This window comes from Paenibacillus sp. 276b, from assembly GCF_900107875.1.
GTDB lineage: Bacteria > Bacillota > Bacilli > Paenibacillales > Paenibacillaceae > Paenibacillus > Paenibacillus marchantiae.
On the sequence record NZ_FNRR01000001.1, the window covers coordinates 1,428,847 to 1,446,203 of the forward strand.

The following is a 17,357-nucleotide window of genomic DNA, read 5'->3' on the forward strand; positions in this document are numbered from 1 at the left end:
ACCAAGGAAATGGTGAAAGACAATGCAGAGCTGAACCGGGCAGAAACCTTAAACCGTTGGCGCCTTATTCTAGGTGAATCCTCCGAAGAAGGACTGTCCAATGCAGATGACTACTCCCCTGATGATTTTAAATATACCGAAGTCGATGAGATTCTCGGATATCTGTATAATCGCGAATACGGTGAAGAGCAGGGTTACAGAAAAGGAGGAGGAAGGGGCCCCTCGGATCTAACCGTTCCCAAATGGTTGCATAAGGTCAGGGAACTGTTCCCGAAATCAACGGTAGAAATTCTGGAGAAACAGGCGCTTGACCGTTATGGCCTAACGGAATTGTTAACGGACAAAAAGCTGCTGGAATCCCTCGAACCCAATATGAACCTACTCAAGAACATTATGCAATTTAAAGGACGAATGAAAGGCGACGTATTAAAGAGCGCCAAGGAAATCGTACGAGTCGTGGTTGAAGATCTGCGACGCAAACTGGAATCTCAGACCAGAGCAAGCATTATGGGGAAACGCAGCCGTTATGCATCCAGTTCGGTGCGTTCCTTGCGCAATTTGAATTTCAAGCAGACGATTACCAAGAACTTGAAGAACTATGATAAAAACAATCGAAGATTTGTAATTGATCGTCTATATTTTGACGGGAATATCCAGTCTCACAACAAGTGGGACATCATCATTGGTGTGGATGAGAGCGGAAGCATGTTGGATTCAGTGATATACAGTTCGGTGATGGCCAGCATTTTCTATCGCCTGAATGCACTGCGAACGAAATTGTTCATTTTTGACACACAGGTTGTCGATTTGAGTGACAGGCTGGAAGATCCGGTAGATGTGCTTATGAATGTGCAACTTGGCGGGGGAACGCATATTACCAAGGCACTCCGTTATGGTGAAACGTTAATCGAAAATCCTGGGAAAACGATATACATTCTTGTTAGTGATTTAGAGGAAGGTTACCCGATCCAGCACATGTATAAAGCATGTAAGGATATTCTGGATACGGGCTGCAAATTGCTTGTGCTGACCGCACTCGATTTTAACGGAGATACCGTGTACAACAAACATGCTGCGCAGACGTTATCCAATATGGGTGCACATGTAGCTGCGATTACGCCCAATGAATTGGCAGACTGGATTGGCGAAATTATTACTTAATGGTTATATACAAGATCATTTATAAACTTATTCAAGGAGGAATGTGTAATGTTAACCGCAGACCGTGCAGTAGAAGCTTTGGTGGAGAAGTTTGCAGAGGTGTGTTCCAATGAATATTCGTTGAAAACGGACCGGAGTTCGGAAATCATTGATTATGTGATGGGAACGACGGATAAGTTTCCTGATATGATGGGAGGTTCCAGCCATTATGCGTACCAGACGATAGAAGTACTCATGAAAATTGCCAAAAAAGATGACGGAGACATCTTTTTTCGAGCGGGAGCCATTGTAATTCATATGGAATCCAATTATTCCAGAAGAAATTCGTGGAGAACCGATGGTTTTACGCTCTGCCTTGGAAACGACTCGGAAGCTTATGGACTGAGTGGAAAGAGCAAAACCAATGATCGGATGGGCGGTTTGCTGTCCCGTTTGGAGAAAATCAATCGCTATGCTGGAGAGAAGGAAATTTTGGATGAATTAAAGAGCAGACTGAAGGGGAATTTCCATGATGTAATCAATGGAATGATACTCCTTCGACTCTATTCAGATCTCAATGATAGCCCTTCTCATCTTGCCCAGGTACAACAGTTCACTCAATCTCTGCCTGCATTATTTCAACACGTGATGACCCATGATACAAGTAAGCTGCGGAACGAATTGCGTACATTGATTGAGCCACTGGTGGTTTGCAATTTTCAAACAAAACATAACAAATCTGCATATGAATTAAATGATGAATTTCTCCGGGAGAAGCATAATCAGGTTATAGCTGAGAACTATTCGAACACTTCTCTTTCCAAAAAGGAGCAACTGTCTTACAGTGAGTTCGACAAGACGATGATCCTTTTGAGTAATGCTTTGTTATATTTGGTTAACATCAGTGGCGGCAAACAACGTTTCCTTGAAAACAATAGTGAGACCGGTCTTATTTTGCTCGAAGCCATAAACCAATTACATGAGATCTATCCACTTGAAGTTCGGCGCTATTTGTTAAGTATGGATACAAGAACGAAAAATGCCAACGAATTGCTGTCAGGGCTGGTGCCCCTGGACGAGCCATATCAGCTCATCGAAATGTTGCGTAATGAACTCGAATCGTACACCATACCATGGCAATTTCTGCAATCAACGATTGTGAATGATCCGGAACAAGCAATTCGTGCATACCACATATTAAAACCCCCATTCCTCAAATTGTGTATTCAAAAAGTGCTGGAGGATCATGGAATCACAGTGCCAGATGTGGATGAAACGGTTGAACAAGCCGTATTCAGCGCTCTACGACATCCATTAGATGGAGGCAGACAGGGACTTGCGATTGCACGATATTTGAACGGTGAAAGCTCCTTTGAAGAATACTGGGAAGATCCGAATAGTCGAGGACTGTTTAATAACCTGAATCGTGACAAAAGGCGTGTTCATAACTTGATCAGTATTAGTTTCCTGCCTTTGAATTCGGAGGCGATGCGTCGGTTCGTGATTCTAACCACGTATCCCGAGTGGACACTGGATATCGTTTCTGATATGTATCAATCTTACGCGTTTAGCGGTGAGAAGCTGTTGGAACTTTACGGCCAAGATCCAGAGGTAAAACAAGAGAAATTGCTGTCCAGTCTGATTTCTCTCAACGGTATGACCGATTATAAGTACAAATCGATGCCTCAGGATGAATATCGACGGATCATTCAGCAAAATCTGGACTTTGCTCTGGGACAGTACAAGAAACTGCCCACGGACACGCGTATCTTAATTTTGGAAATCACCTTTGAACAACGTCACGAGCTATCGACTAAACAGGTAGCTGAAGCGATTCGTGCTGGATTGCAGGATTCATCCAAAAAGGCAAATGGCGTGGCGTTATCTGAATTCAATCGGATTCCTGACCAGGAGTTATATACGGCAATATACCGTTCGGAGAAAAAAACGGGTGTGAAAGAAATGGCTCTGAGCGCCATCCGCAGTTTGGATCATAGCAAGGATATATACCTTGAGCTTCTGAAGGGTGAGAAGTCTGCCGAATGGAAGAACCTGATTCAAATTCTGCTGGATACCGCGGATCAAAGCCCAGAGTATGCTCATGCGGCGCTTGCAGATCAGGCAGATGCCAAAAAGCTGACCAGACTAAGCTGGTTGTCCTTGAACGATCTTCCTTCTCTGATACGTTCAGAGGACAATCAACCATTAGATGATCGAATCAAGCAATATATCTTGGTGCAATCAATAGATCATACATCTGCGCCGAACGAAAGACTGAATGAACTACGTGAGTATGTAAGCCAGGAATCGCTCGCAAGGTTTGCGAGCGAGCTGCTACAGTTATGGATTCAGGAGAGTGCCTCTGCGAAGGAGAAGTGGGTAATGTACCTCTCGGCACTCTTTGGCGATACTCAAATTGTGAATATATTGGCTCCCCAAATTAAGGAATGGACAGAAAACAGCCGAGGCGCCATTGCAGCTGATGCTGTAAAAGTACTGGCCTATCTTAAGGAACCTTCTGCTCTTATGGCGATTGACAAGATTAAACGCAGTGTGAAAAACCGCCAGGTTAAGGGTGCGGCTGAAGAAGCGTTGCAGCTGGCAGCGGAAAATTTGGGACTCTCCTCGGAACAATTGGAAGATCGACTCGTCACCACACTTGGTTTTGATAAGAATGGAACGATGCAGCTGAGCTACGGGGAGCGTTCATTCCTGATTAAAGTGAATGGAGATCTGCAAGTCGTTGTTGTAAATGAAGAAACGGGTAAATCTGTGAAGAGTCTACCTGCTCCTGCACAGAAAGACGATGCTGAACTTGCAGCACAATCTAAGGCGCGTTTCACACAATTGAAGAAGGATCTCAAAACAATGGTTAACATCCAGGCGCAACGTCTGGAAGAATCTTTGTCTAAACAACGTCTGTGGTCTGCTGAGGAGTGGGAAACATTGTTTGTACAGAATGTAATTATGCAGAAATTTGCTGTAGGTCTGATATGGGGCACATATGAAGATGGTATGTTGGTCACAACGTTCCGTTATATGGAGGATGGCACGTTTAATACCGTCGATGAGGATGAATACGAGCTGCCTTCGGGATCTCTAGTGGGATTGATTCATCCACTCGAACTGGACCAATCTACACTCGAAGGATGGAAAACGCAGCTGGAAGATTATGAGATCAAGCAGCCGTTTGAACAGCTGAATCGTCAAATTCATGTGCCTGAGGATGAAGACAAAAACAAGGTTGAATATGACCGCTTGCCGGAGTCTGATTTCTCTCCCACCGCATTCCCCAAAGCACTGGAGAAATACGGATGGATCAAAGGTCCAGCACAGGATGGCGGCTGGTATCATGAATTTTACAAAGAGTATGGAGATCTTGTCGCAGAACTGCGCTTCAGTGGTACCAGCATTTCATATTATGAAGGATTGGAAGATATCACGCTGGAATCTCTGCACTTCTTTAAACCTGGCAGTCAGAAACACTATTATTATAGCGATCACAAGTCCATTGCTTTGGGTGAAATTGCAGGTCGTGTGTTCAGTGAGACGATCTATGATATTTTAAGAGCGTCAGGACGTTGATCACGTGAGTGGATTTGAACAGAAATTCCGGATATTTTCGAAGCTGTGTACAGAGGATTATTTGATTCGACATGCCAACAAAGGGTTGTACAAACGGTCTCTGAAAGAGTTGGATATTGGCGTGACTGTGCAATACACTTGGAACGAAGCCTCTGTGGGTTGTCAGTTGAGTGATGGTACACATTGTACACTTGAAAATACGCTGGATCATTGGGAGTGCTCCTGTCCGGCAGACAACATTTGCAAACATATACTGATTTCGATTTTGTATTATCAACGGGAACATCAGACAGAAGATACATTCAATCAGGGTGAAGCAGCGTCATCAGCAGAGTTGGAACCTGAGTCTGGTCTGGTAACGGAGTCCCGCTTCCGCTGGATGGTGGAATCGGATCTTGCTCCTTTGATTAAGTCGTATAGCTCTTCCTTAATTGAGGAGGTTCTGTTCCGATTAAGATATCCGGAGCAGATTGAAGTATTGGAAGATACTCTTCTAACGGTGCGTCTAGTGAAACAAGAAATAGAGGTTTCGTTTACAGAAGAAGCTAGTCTGGCTAAGGCCCTGTGCAAAGTAAAACAAACTGCCGGCAATATGGCCAAGCTTGAAGCATTATTACGGTATCGGATGCAACAAGGTTTGAATGATACGGAAGCCATAAGTGGAAGAGTCCATGATGCCACGTTTTCACTTCAAACGGTGCGGGAATGTCGTTCCATGCTGACAGGTCTGCTAAAGACGGGACTTGCTCGTCTACCACAATCGTATATGGCTCAATTGGAGACACTGGCGATTGCGGCCCATAGTGGTCATCTTCCTGACGTTGAGCGGAGTTTACGCGGGATTCAGGGGGAACTGCAATTGTTTTTTAACCGACACGTACGGTTTTCCATGCAATCGATGCTTGATCGGGTAAGCAAGTTGTATCTTGCATTACAGGTGCTTGAACAAGAGAAGGTATCTGCATTCAAACAAAGTCAGCTCATTGGCAGTTTCCGAAGTAAATACTATACGGTTCCAGAGCTGCATCTGTATGGATTGGGTGCTGATGCATGGGAGACACGCTCCGGTTACCGTGGAATCACTTATTATTTCTATTGCTTTGATGATGCGGAGATCTATACGTACAGCGATGTGCGGGCGGTATACTATGAAGATAATCAGTTCTCATATACAGAGCATTATGGTTCCTTCACTCCATGGCTGCCCAATCTGACTTTTCGTCAATTTTCCGGGGAAGAGGTGCAGTTTCGCTCGGTGAAAGTAAATGAAGAGTATAGACTCTCCTCCGGGGAAGGCGCAAAGCTTACACTGTTGCCACGAACATCAGTGGAAGAGGTGAATCTGGGCAAGTATATGCAAGATATACCCTCCGTACTCGCTGGGGATGCACGCTCATTTGAGTTGTTTTCCGTTCCGAAAGAACGACTGGCGATGATCAAGGTTGCCCGGGTTGTAGAGCATCGCTTCAATAAGCAATCACAGGACTTTATTCTAACGATGGAGAGTGACCATGGGGAGACGTTGGATCTGACTCTTCCTTATTCAACGGAATGGGAGACCATGATCAAAAGGTTGGAGTCGGGTTATGGAACAGGAACACTCGAAAACTTTTATGCTTTCGTGCGTATAGAGCAACAACGGATATACCCGATCAGCTTCCTGAAGGGTCCAACAGTGATCAGTCTGAAACTGGATACGGGTTATGGAAGGACGGGGAGAATTGGAAGACTATAGTCAGTTGATGCAGAAGATCAGCAGCTGGTCAGAAGAGCTGTTGCTTCGCGGGTTATCCCAATTCACACTGAAAGATATTGAAGTATTGGAACAGCTAATCGTGAAGACCTCGAGGTTCCAAATGACTTTCCTTCGTGAAATATTGGAACACATGATCGAAGAGGGACGAAAAACCGCTTTGGGGAGCGGCGATGAGGAGCTTATGTTGCTTCATTATTGCCGCCTCACACAGTATGTACAGCTCAGCACTCAGGAATCATCCTGAACGGATTTACACATAAAGAATTGCAGAAGCATGAGCCTCTGCAATTCTTTTTATTTCATTTGAGTAAATTAGGTTTTTGAACCTCCAAAGTTAACGGTTATATTCGCTGAGATGTCATATCCCCGCTTATGATGCATACCCATACCATTAGGCGAATGCTGTCTTAAGGAGGAAACAGGCATGTCCATGAGCGAACCTCTGTTAACGCAAATTGTCAATCAACATATCCCGGCTGACGCGACTGTCGTCACCATTGATAAACCGGTCAAACATCCGGCCATTTATGCTTCAGATTTAACCGGAGACGGAATGCCGGAAATTGCTGCTGTATATGAGCAGGGCGGAGAATTGATGCTGCTAGTTCTAAAATTTTACCAGGGTCACTGGATCAAGATGTCTTTGACGAAAGGCTTGGGTTATGGTGTTACCTTGCTGACAGCGGCATCGGTGACATCCACGGCGCGGAACAATCTCATTGTCGGATGGCAGATCGGTGCGATCTGGTCGAAGCTCGCTGTATACGATTGGACGGAATCAGGACTGACAGATCAGGCGCCAGAAGATTTGTATTACAGCCATGCGGAAATCATTGATATGCCGGGTCACCACGGCAGAGATGGCAAAGTAGAAATTGCACTCTGGATTCATGATACAGGTGAAGCTTATCGGGTCGAGATCATCCGCTGGCAGAATGGTAAATGGGTTCCCGCAACAGATGTATATCCGTATTACTTCCCTAAGGTCGTACAGTATTACGAACAATTGGCCGAACAACATCCAGATTATATTTTCTATTGGTATTATCTTGCGGACGCTCAGTATAAAGCCGGATTATTTCCTGCTGCACTCGTTTCGGTCCAAAAAGCGCTAAGTTTCAGTGACCCCTACCCTTCACGGGAAGTTCTGCTTGATCTGGAAAAGAAGATTAGGCAAGCCATGGGCACAGAGGGACCGCGTGAAACGACGTGGTTATTTCCGATATCGGTTAGAACAACAACTGGAACCCGGTGGGGTTATATGGACGCCCAAGGTCGTATTCGTCTTGAACCGATACTTGACGATGCCCAAGACTTTCAACGAAATGGCCTGGCTGTCGTCGTAAAAGACGGGAAGACTGGCATCATCAATCTTAACGGTCAATTTGTCGTTCAACCTGTATACGATTCCATTAATTCTTTTACAGAAGGTCGGGCCATTGTCATTGATTCCCAAGGGTTCAAGATGATTGATGAACAAGGCGCAGTATTGACCAAACGGGCATATCCGTTTATTGCCGATGTGAAGGACGGCCGAGCGCTATTTTACCTTTCAGACAGCAGTCAGGCAGGAGGGGAAGTCAGTCGTTACGGTTATTTGGACACCTCTGGAAATGAGGTCATTCGGGCGCAGTTCGCTTCAGCGAACGATTTTCATGATGGCAAGGCCGTTGTGCAGATCAAAGAAAATGAATATGCGTTAATTAATCGAAATGGTCAGCGGCTGGCGATGTATCCATATGCCTATGTAGGAACTCTGGGTGACGGATTACTTCCTTTTCAGAAAGAAGCATCGGGTAAATACGGTTATATCGACGAAAGTGGTCATGTCCGAATTCAGCCGAGCTTCACCTCGGCATTTCCGTTCAGTGGTGGATACGCTATTGTGAATACAGCGAAGGATTACAACTCCATCTATGGCGTTATTAATACACAGGGCATATTTACCATCCAACCCGCTTACAATGACATTCGAGACCTGGGTGAACATCGGCTGGCCCTGGGGCAAGCGATTGATCCGAAACAGTCTTTTATCGGATCGGTCTATGCAATTGCAGATGTCAATGGTAGGAAACTTTCGGATTTTGTATATACGGATGTATCGAATTACAAGGGAGGGCTGGCTTCAGCCACAAATGGAACACTAACGTTCTTTCTGGATCTAAATGGGCAACCCGCATCAGGATACCCCCGTGTTGAAGGCTCGGGCACACTCGAATTGGTAGCTCCCGATCTGATCAAGGCGTATGTGGACCAGCGCGTATCCTATGTAAACCGAAACGGGCAGATCATTTGGCGGCAAAATACAATCGTTCCGCTTCACCCGCCATATCGTGTACGGGAAGAGAAATATAAGCCAAACCCCGATTACCTCGTGTATTATCCGCAGGTGGAAGGGTTAACCGATCAAGCCGTTCAGCTTGCAGTAAACGCCAAGTTAAAGGCACTTTCCCAAGTGAAGCCAATCCCCGCGGATCAGAAGCTGGATTACACGTATACAGGGGATTTTGATATTACGTTCTACCAACAGCAATTGCTTCAACTCAAACTTACGGGTTATAACTACCCGGCTGGTGCAGCACACGGCATGCCAACGATGATCTATGCGATCATTAATCTGAGCAGTGGTCAGATGTATGAACTCAAGGATTTGTTTAAACCGAACAGTGATTATGTGAAGGTACTTAGCAAAATCGTAGGAGATCAGATCAAGAATGATCCGCAGTACTCTTATGTTTTTCCGGACACGTATGAGGGAATCAGCCCGGATCAGCCTTTTTTTGTCACAGCGGATGCACTGCATCTATATTTTATCCCTTATGAAATCGCTCCTTATGTCGCGGGATTTCCGACATTTACAATTCCTTTTACGCAGATCAAGGATATCATTAATACAGAGGGTTCATTCTGGAAAGCTTTTCACGAGCAGCCGTAACCAATCCATGTCACCCCGTAACCTAATGCCTACGAATGGTGTTTAGATAGGGGAGGGAATTTGGATTGTTGCTGAATGCGGTTCAACGTTTTCTGGTTTTAGGGATTGAGTTTGTTATCGTGATGCTGAGTGCTGTGGTCGCACTTGAATTTCTGGAAGGGTTCAAAATTGGAACGAGCGAGTATTATGGTTTGCGGAATGCGGGTCACATATTTTTTCTACTGATTTTTATCACCTTTAGTCCATATGTATTCGCATTTTATACTGTAGTTGTAAGTCCAATTTCATGGCTTCTGCGTAAATATGTTTCTTTTGTTATTGCCAGGGTGTTTGTATATAGTGCTGGTTGCGGGTTATTAGGTTCATGGGTATTTGAGCAGATGTTCAGTGACTACATGATAGAGTCGTATTATCTGAACCGAGCGACTTCCATCTGGCTATTTGCTCTTGCGGGGGTGATTTACGCAATAGTAGAAAATAGGGTTTTGCAAAGGAATAAGGTGCGAGCAGAGAACATTGAAATTTCGAATAAAGTATGAGAACTATAAGGGTGGTTAGGATCTTTCAAAGAGATCAATTTTCTGCCCCGGATTATTCCTCACGAAGTTAGCCATTCTTCATCGGTAAGAGGCCATATGTTCCATATGGTCTTTTTATGTTTGCCTGAATTTTCATTTGAAATAAATAAGAATGATCCATTTATTATCCGTATAGAGGTATTTTTGCTCCGTATTGAGGTAGTAGCTAATCAATGGGCTGTGAGATATTAATTGGGCGTATATAACACCGCGCGATATTGAGAATGATTATTAATGTCAGGAGGAGCGGAATGAACACCACATCTGAAGTATCCGGTTTAATGGAAGTAACCAAGGAGCGGAAAGGTTTGCTGATTACAGCAAGTATCTTCTCGATTTTATCGAGTCTGCTGCAAATAGTTCCATTTATCGGAGTGTATAAAATCGTCGAAGAACTGTTAATCCATGCTAAGGAGCCATCTGGCCTGGACAGGGATTTGCTGATGTATTGGGGATTCGTCTCTTTTGGAGCGCTGATCGCCGGACTTATTGCACTTTATATCGGAGGCATGTGCTCACATATTGCTGCGTTCAACATCCTGTACCAGCTCAGGGTAAAGCTTGCCGACCATGTGGCAAAAGTGCCGATGGGGTATCACACCCGAACTGCGACAGGTGAGCTGAAAAAAATCATTGAAGTTAGCGTTGAGAAAATAGAGAAGTTTATCGCGCATCAGCTTCCCGATCTCGTAAGTGCGATCGTCATTCCACTGGTGCTGCTATGCTATTTGTTCTGGCTAGATTACCGTATGGCACTGGTCTTGCTAGTTCCCATGATTATCGGGTTCTGGCTGCAAAGCAGCATCTTCCGAAATGAGCGGGGGCGTCAGGCATATCGTGATTTTCAGCATGCGATTGAAGAGATGAACTCAACAGGGGTTGAATACGTAAGAGGAATGCCGGCGGTAAAAGTATTCGGTATTACAGCGGACTCGTTTCTCACCTTTAAACAGGCAGTAACGAGATATCGCGATATCTCGTTGAGAATAACCGATTTATGTAAAACGTCGTATGGCATGTTTTTCATCATCATAATTTCGCTGGTTACCTTTATTGTTCCGATCGGCATTTTACTTTCCAGCGGAAACGCAGGCAATCAGTCATTCGCGATCACCTTTATTCTATTTCTGATCATTACACCAAGTTTGTCCGCGCCACTCTTGAAGCTGATGTATCTGGGCAGTGGCATGCGTGAGATCGTGGAAGGTCAGAATCGAATCAAGGCTGTATTGACCGAGTCGGTTGTACAGGAACCTCTCTCTCCGCAAGTGCCCGATACATATGAGGTGGCTTTTCGGCAGGTCTCCTTTGCTTATGAACAAAAGGATAGCGAAGCGTTCAAACCTGTACTTCAAGAAGTTGATTTTGTAGCTAAAGCAGGAGAAATGACCGCATTGGTTGGACCTTCGGGTGGCGGAAAATCTACCATTGCCAATCTGCTTCTGCGTTTCTGGGACGTGCAGCAAGGCGAAATTACAATTGGCGGGGTTCCTATTCAGGAAATGGGGACAGAGAAGTTAATGGAGACGGTATCGTTTGTATTCCAGGACGTACATCTGTTCTACGATACGATTGAGGAAAATATCCGCATGGGCAATACAGCTGCATCGCGGGATGATGTCATTGCTGCGGCTCGAACAGCTTGTTGTCATGAGTTTATTGAAAAGCTGGATGAGGGATATGACACCAAAATTGGAGAAGGTGGTACGTACCTGTCTGGTGGTGAAGCTCAACGGATTGCCATTGCGAGAGCTTTACTCAAGGATGCTCCCATTCTCGTTTTGGATGAAGCGACAGCATATGCGGATGCAGAGAATGAACATAAGATCCAGCAAGGACTGGCCCAACTCGTTCAAGGTAAAACGGTACTGATTATTGCTCATCGTCTAACAACGATTCGGGCAGCTGAACAGATCCTGGTCATTCGTCAGGGTACCATTGTTGAGCGAGGTACACATGATCAATTACGTGAGGCAGACGGTTTGTATGAGAAGATGTGGCAGGCCCATATTCATGCTGCTTCCTGGAAGCTTGGAGGTGCGAAGCAATGAGGAACTATTTATACAACATATCGGGTGGTAACCCCCGCAGTCTGCTTCCATCCATCATAGCCGCCATTCTGGACGGGATTGCGAAGATCATTCCGGCTGCGCTGCTCGTTGATATTTTCAATACGATATACAAATCCTTCGCTGAACCGGATAAGGGACTGGACATCCAGCGAATGTGGATGGTGTGCTGCATTCTGTTTGCATGGCTGTTGGTGGAGTATAGGGCTTACTCTTCTCTCTATGATAAAACTTATCGGGCAGCATACAGCCTCGCCGCAACGGGACGTTTGAAGCTGGCTGAACATATTCGTCATCTGTCATTGGGTTTCTTCGGCAAAAGGGACCCGGGAGATCTGACCAATCTGATTCTGAGTGATTATGGACAGGTAGAGCATACGATCTCTCACAATCTGTCACAGCTCATCAGCGCAATTGTGCTGCCGGTGTTGGCTTTTGCTGGACTGCTGTTTGTAGATTGGCGAATGGCAGTGGCGATGTTCATCGCTGTTCCACTGGGGGTGGCCTTGTTATGGATGACAGACTCCATTCAGGCTCGCTTAAGCGAGAATCATGTGAGAGCCAAGAACGAAGCGGCCAGTCGGCTGCAAGAGTATTTAACGGGGATTCGTGAGATCAAAGCCCACAATATGGGCGGAGAACGATTTGAACGACTGCGTCGTTCTTTTGACGAGTTGAAGTCGGCATCCATTCGGTTGGAAGGCATTATGGGTCCGATGATTATGGGCGCGATGTTGCTTGCGCGTTCCGGCATGACGTGGATGATTTTGGCGGGGAGTTATTTGCTTGCTGGCGGGGAATTGACATTGCCGATATTTCTGCTGTTTTTGCTAGTCGGTACCAAAGTGTTTGAACCTCTGACCGTTGCACTGATGAGTTATGGCGAGATGCGGTACTCCGCATATAGTGCACGGCGCATTATGGAAGTGCAGCAGGAGGCGCCGATGACAGGAACAGGAAGCGTACAACCTAATCAGGCCATTTCGTTTGACCGCGTAACCTTTGGTTATGATGATGAGCTGCCTGTGCTGAAGAATTTGTCGTTTACCATCCCTCCGCACACCATTACTGCACTTGTAGGGCCTTCCGGCAGTGGTAAAAGTACGGTTACCCGTCTCATTGCGCGTTTCTGGGATGTGCAGTCAGGTTCCATTACGATTGGCGGGCAGTCGATTAACCGTATGGACCCGGAGAAACTGTTGGAGGATATCTCTGTTGTCTTCCAGGACGTCTATCTGTTCCAGGATACGATCGGAAACAACATACGTGTAGGGAAGAAAGAGGCTACCCAAGCAGAGATTGAAGAAGCAGCACGACGGGCTTGCTGTCATGAGTTTATCGCAAGTCTGCCTCAAGGATATGACACGTTAGTGGGAGAAGGAGGCTCGACGTTATCTGGTGGGGAAAAACAGCGTATATCGATTGCACGTGCGTTGTTGAAAAATGCATCCATCGTATTGCTGGACGAAGCTACGGCATCACTTGATCCAGAAAATGAAGCCGCAGTTCAGCAAGCGATTAACGAGCTGGTCGCGAACAAAACGGTAATTCTAATCGCTCATCGTTTGAAAACGATCCAAAATGCGGATCAGATCCTTGTCCTGGATCAGGGCCAGCTTGTGGAACAAGGAACGCATGAGCAATTATTGCTAACATCAGGTATCTATTCGCGTCTGTGGCAATTACAGCATGATGCCGAGGGATGGCAAGTAAAAGTAAATGTGTAGAATTGGAGAGGAGAATAGTTCAAATGTTAAAACGAATTCATATATGGATTGCATTATGCTCCATGCTGATGCTTGCGGCTTGCGGAACTGAACAGACAAGCAGTCAGGAGGTTAGTTCGTCAGAGGGAACGACGCAAGCGACAACGAAAGTCATCACCAATCCAAATGGAGAAGAAGTCACAATCCCCCTTAATCCGGAGCGGATTGTGGATCTGTCCGGCTCAACAGAGGAATTACTGATCGTTGGCAAAACGCCTGTCGCAACAACCAGCGCCGATTATGGGCAGCAAGATCAGATCACTCCACCCCTTAAAGACAAGTTGGATGCAAGTACCTTGGTTCTGGGGTGGTTGGGCAGCAAATTCAGTATAGAAGCGGTGACTGCATCTAACCCGGATCTGATCATTCTGGGAAAGGATTTTAATACAGATCAGTATGAAACCTTATCCTTGATTGCACCGACAATTGTTTTGCCATACTCGTATTATGATTGGAGAGAACGTCTGACGTTCCTAGCAGATACGTTCGGAGAAGAAACCAAAAAGGATGAGTTCCTGGCTAAATATGATGCAAAGTCGGCTGAGTGGAAGCAAAAACTCGAATCGGCTGTGAACGGTGAATCTTTTGCGGTCATCGAAACCTATCCTAACAATCTGGTGATCTATTCGAATAAAGGTGCGGCAGAGATGTTGTACGGCGAGTGGGGCCTAAAACGTACAGAAGGTATTCCTGAGCCCGAAGGCTGGGGAGGAAAACAGATTAGTATAGAGGCGCTAATCTCCGTCAATCCGGACCAGCTGGTGCTGATGGAGAATAGCGAGAACAAAATGGAAGACAGCAAGGTGTGGAATAACATGAATGCCGTCAAGGATGGGAAGATTTATAAAATCTCCAGTGTAGATAACTACAATTATTCTTATACGGCTATGGGACGGATGGAGCTTATGGATCGTTTGGGTAACCTGATTTTGGAAGGACAGAAGTAACGCTGAATAGAAATATAACGAAAGATTAAAAAGTTAAACGGTTCGCCATGGATAGGCTTCTCAACAAAAGTTGAGGGGCCTATCTTCATTCCTTGAAAAGGATGATTAAGAACTTAATGGAATATTTTTCTGTTATACTACATGGATATGTGTCTACATACATTCAACTAAATCCATATGAAAGGAGGCATTCATTTGAGAGAAGCAGGTTTTTGGGTTAGATTAGGAGCAAACTTGTTAGATGGAATTATCGTTTCAATACCTTTAGCCATTGTTGTAGGTGTACTGACAGGAAATTTTGATAATGACGAGCCTTTAGCTAAACTACTGAGTGGATTATATTCCATTTTATTACCTGTATTATGGAGTGGCCGAACGATAGGAAAACGTATTTGCGGAATTCGAATTCGAAAATACGATACACATGAGCCCCCTGGAATTGGAACCATGCTCATGCGAGTTGTTGTTGCAGGACTGGTATATGGAATCACATTTGGCATTGGTTTCATTGCGAGTGTCATCATGGTTGCTGTACGAGAAGACAAACGTGCAATACATGATTTTATCGCAGGTACCGAAGTTGTCTGGGACTAAAAATGAGAAAGCGAGCCCTGGCATAATATATTCGTTATATTCAAATCCACTCATATTCACCCACGTTACAGACGATGAACTGTGTTCATGGTCTGTTTTTTTGTGATGTCAGAAGTACAGTCACAAACCTGCGCCAACACTGCAAATTCAAGGCATTGCAGAAGATTATATAGAGAATTCGTCTATCGTTTTGGCTAAATGATCATTTGATTCTGACGAAATCAACATGTCATTTCATCTTTTGCGAATATCGCTACAGTGCGCTCTCCCTTACTCTGAGGTAGAGCACAGACATTCCCAAAAGGTGGAGGATAAGGTCCATGAGAAGAAAAGTGTTATCTACGAGTTTGATGATCCTGTTATTAGGTACAACGATCCTGGGGTGTTCGTCCGGAGACAGTAAAACGGGCGAAGCTGAAAAAGGGACACCAAGCGGATCAACGGAAGCAACAACCTATCCGATTCAAACGGATAAGACGCTTACGTACTGGGGTGAAATTAACGGAAACTTGATCGGGGTCAAAAATTCGCACAGCGAAATTCCATTCTTTCAAAAATGGCAGGAAAAAACCGGTGTGCCACTCAAATTCACGGCACCACCGACAGGTCAGGTCAGAGAATCCTTTAACGTGATGCTGGCATCCGGGGATTTGCCAGACATGCTGGAGTACAATTTCATCGGAGATTTCCCCGGTGGACCGGAGAAAGCCATCAATGATGGTTACATCCTCAAGTTGAACGATCTGATTGACCAGTATGCTCCGAATCTGAAGAAATACCTGCAGGACAATCCGGACATCGACAAGATGGTCAAAACGGACAGTGGCAGCTACTATGTATTCCCTTTCGTTCGGGGAGATGAGTATCTTCGTGTCTTCCAGGGACCCATCATTCGTCAGGATTGGCTGGATGAGCTGGGACTGCCAGTTCCGGAAACGATTGATGAGTGGACAACAACCCTAAGGGCTTTCAAAGAGAAAAAAGGCGCAGCCGCTCCGTTCGCTGTAGTAAGTAAGCCACGATTCTTTAACGATTCCGGTAATGGTGCTTTCCTTGGCGCCTTCGGTGTAAACCGCGGATTCTATCAGGAAGACGGACAGGTCAAATTTGGTCCTGCGGAAGAAGGTTTCAAAGAATACTTGACGTTATTCCAGGAATGGTACAAAGAAGGTTTGATTGATAAAAACATCTCGACAGCAGATACCAAATCCGTTGACGGTAACCTCGCTTCGGGTGCTACTGGCGCTAGTGTCGGTAACGCAGGTGGAGGTATCGGCAAATGGCAGCCGCTCGTAGAAGCAAATGATCCGGATGCCGTTCTGGTCGCTGCACCATATCCGGTACTTAACAAAGGTGATATTCCTAAATTCGGCCAGCTTAATCAAGGTTATGCCTCGGAAGGTACAGTTGCCATCACGACGGCAGCCAAGGACCCGGAACTTGCTGTTCGCATGTTGGATTACGGTTACAGTGAGGAAGGGCACATGTTCTTCAACTTTGGTGAGGAGGGTGTCAGCTATAACATGGAAGGCGATTATCCGAAATTCACGGATTTGCTGCTGAAGAATCCGGATAAACTCGCTCCTGCACAAGCGATTTCACTATATGCCCGCAGCAGCTATAACGGTCCGTTCGTTCAAGACAAACGTTATGCCGAGCAGTTCTTTGCATTACAGACTCAGCGCGATGCCATTGATGTATGGAAGAATACACAGGCCGCCAAATATAATCTGCCTTCAATCACACCTACACCTGAAGAAAGCTCCGAATACGCGACCATCATGAATGATATCAACACGCTCGTCGATGAGATGACCATCAAGATCATTCTGGGTAACGAACCAGTGGATCAATTCGAGAGCTATGTCGCAAAAATGAAATCGTTACATCTGGATCGAGCTATTGAAATCCAAACAGCAGCACTCGAACGCTACAACAACCGGTAATTGTAAAAGGGGAGGGCACTAGCCCTCCCGATTGAAAAGAG

General features: G+C 45.4%; 11 protein-coding genes. All 11 read left to right on the forward strand.

Features of this window, described 5'->3' with window-relative positions; all coding sequences use genetic code 11:
* Positions 1-9: 9 nt before the first annotated feature.
* The 11 genes from BLV50_RS06155 (at position 10) to BLV50_RS06205 (ending at position 17,316) form a co-directional block, all read left to right on the forward strand.
* The gene (locus BLV50_RS06155) at positions 10-1,161 is read left to right on the forward strand and encodes a VWA domain-containing protein (RefSeq protein ID WP_256337929.1); all 1,152 of its coding nucleotides are present in this window, start codon (positions 10-12) and stop codon (positions 1,159-1,161) included.
* 48 nt (positions 1,162-1,209) lie between these two features.
* Positions 1,210-4,725: a DUF4132 domain-containing protein gene (locus BLV50_RS06160; protein WP_090806479.1), complete on the forward strand. Its 3,516-nt coding sequence runs from the start codon at positions 1,210-1,212 to the stop codon at positions 4,723-4,725.
* Positions 4,726-4,729: 4 nt separating this feature from the next.
* Complete coding sequence (locus BLV50_RS06165) at positions 4,730-6,460, forward strand: hypothetical protein (protein WP_090806481.1); 1,731 nt, start codon at positions 4,730-4,732, stop codon at positions 6,458-6,460.
* The gene (locus tag BLV50_RS06170; protein WP_139295615.1) at positions 6,447-6,725 is read left to right on the forward strand and encodes a hypothetical protein; all 279 of its coding nucleotides are present in this window, start codon (positions 6,447-6,449) and stop codon (positions 6,723-6,725) included. Before BLV50_RS06165 ends, BLV50_RS06170 begins: the two co-directional genes overlap by 14 nt.
* 180 nt (positions 6,726-6,905) lie before the next feature.
* The gene (locus BLV50_RS06175) at positions 6,906-9,416 is read left to right on the forward strand and encodes a WG repeat-containing protein (RefSeq protein ID WP_090806484.1); all 2,511 of its coding nucleotides are present in this window, start codon (positions 6,906-6,908) and stop codon (positions 9,414-9,416) included.
* A gap of 65 nt (positions 9,417-9,481) precedes the next feature.
* Entirely contained in the window at positions 9,482-9,955 is a 474-nt protein-coding gene (locus BLV50_RS06180) for a hypothetical protein (protein ID WP_090806486.1), read from the forward strand.
* 290 nt (positions 9,956-10,245) lie between these two features.
* On the forward strand, positions 10,246-12,045 hold the full coding sequence (locus BLV50_RS06185) for an ABC transporter ATP-binding protein (protein ID WP_090806488.1): 1,800 nt from the start codon (positions 10,246-10,248) through the stop codon (positions 12,043-12,045).
* The gene (locus tag BLV50_RS06190; RefSeq protein WP_090806490.1) at positions 12,042-13,790 is read left to right on the forward strand and encodes an ABC transporter ATP-binding protein; all 1,749 of its coding nucleotides are present in this window, start codon (positions 12,042-12,044) and stop codon (positions 13,788-13,790) included. The genes BLV50_RS06185 and BLV50_RS06190 overlap by 4 nt, the downstream gene beginning before the upstream one ends.
* Positions 13,791-13,813: 23 nt before the next feature.
* Complete coding sequence (locus BLV50_RS06195) at positions 13,814-14,776, forward strand: ABC transporter substrate-binding protein (RefSeq protein WP_256337867.1); 963 nt, start codon at positions 13,814-13,816, stop codon at positions 14,774-14,776.
* A 177-nt stretch (positions 14,777-14,953) separates the two neighbouring features.
* Positions 14,954-15,370: an RDD family protein gene (locus BLV50_RS06200; RefSeq protein WP_090806494.1), complete on the forward strand. Its 417-nt coding sequence runs from the start codon at positions 14,954-14,956 to the stop codon at positions 15,368-15,370.
* Positions 15,371-15,690: 320 nt separating this feature from the next.
* A complete protein-coding gene (locus tag BLV50_RS06205) occupies positions 15,691-17,316 on the forward strand; it encodes an extracellular solute-binding protein (RefSeq protein ID WP_090806495.1) in 1,626 nt (541 codons plus the stop codon).
* Positions 17,317-17,357: the final 41 nt, after the last annotated feature.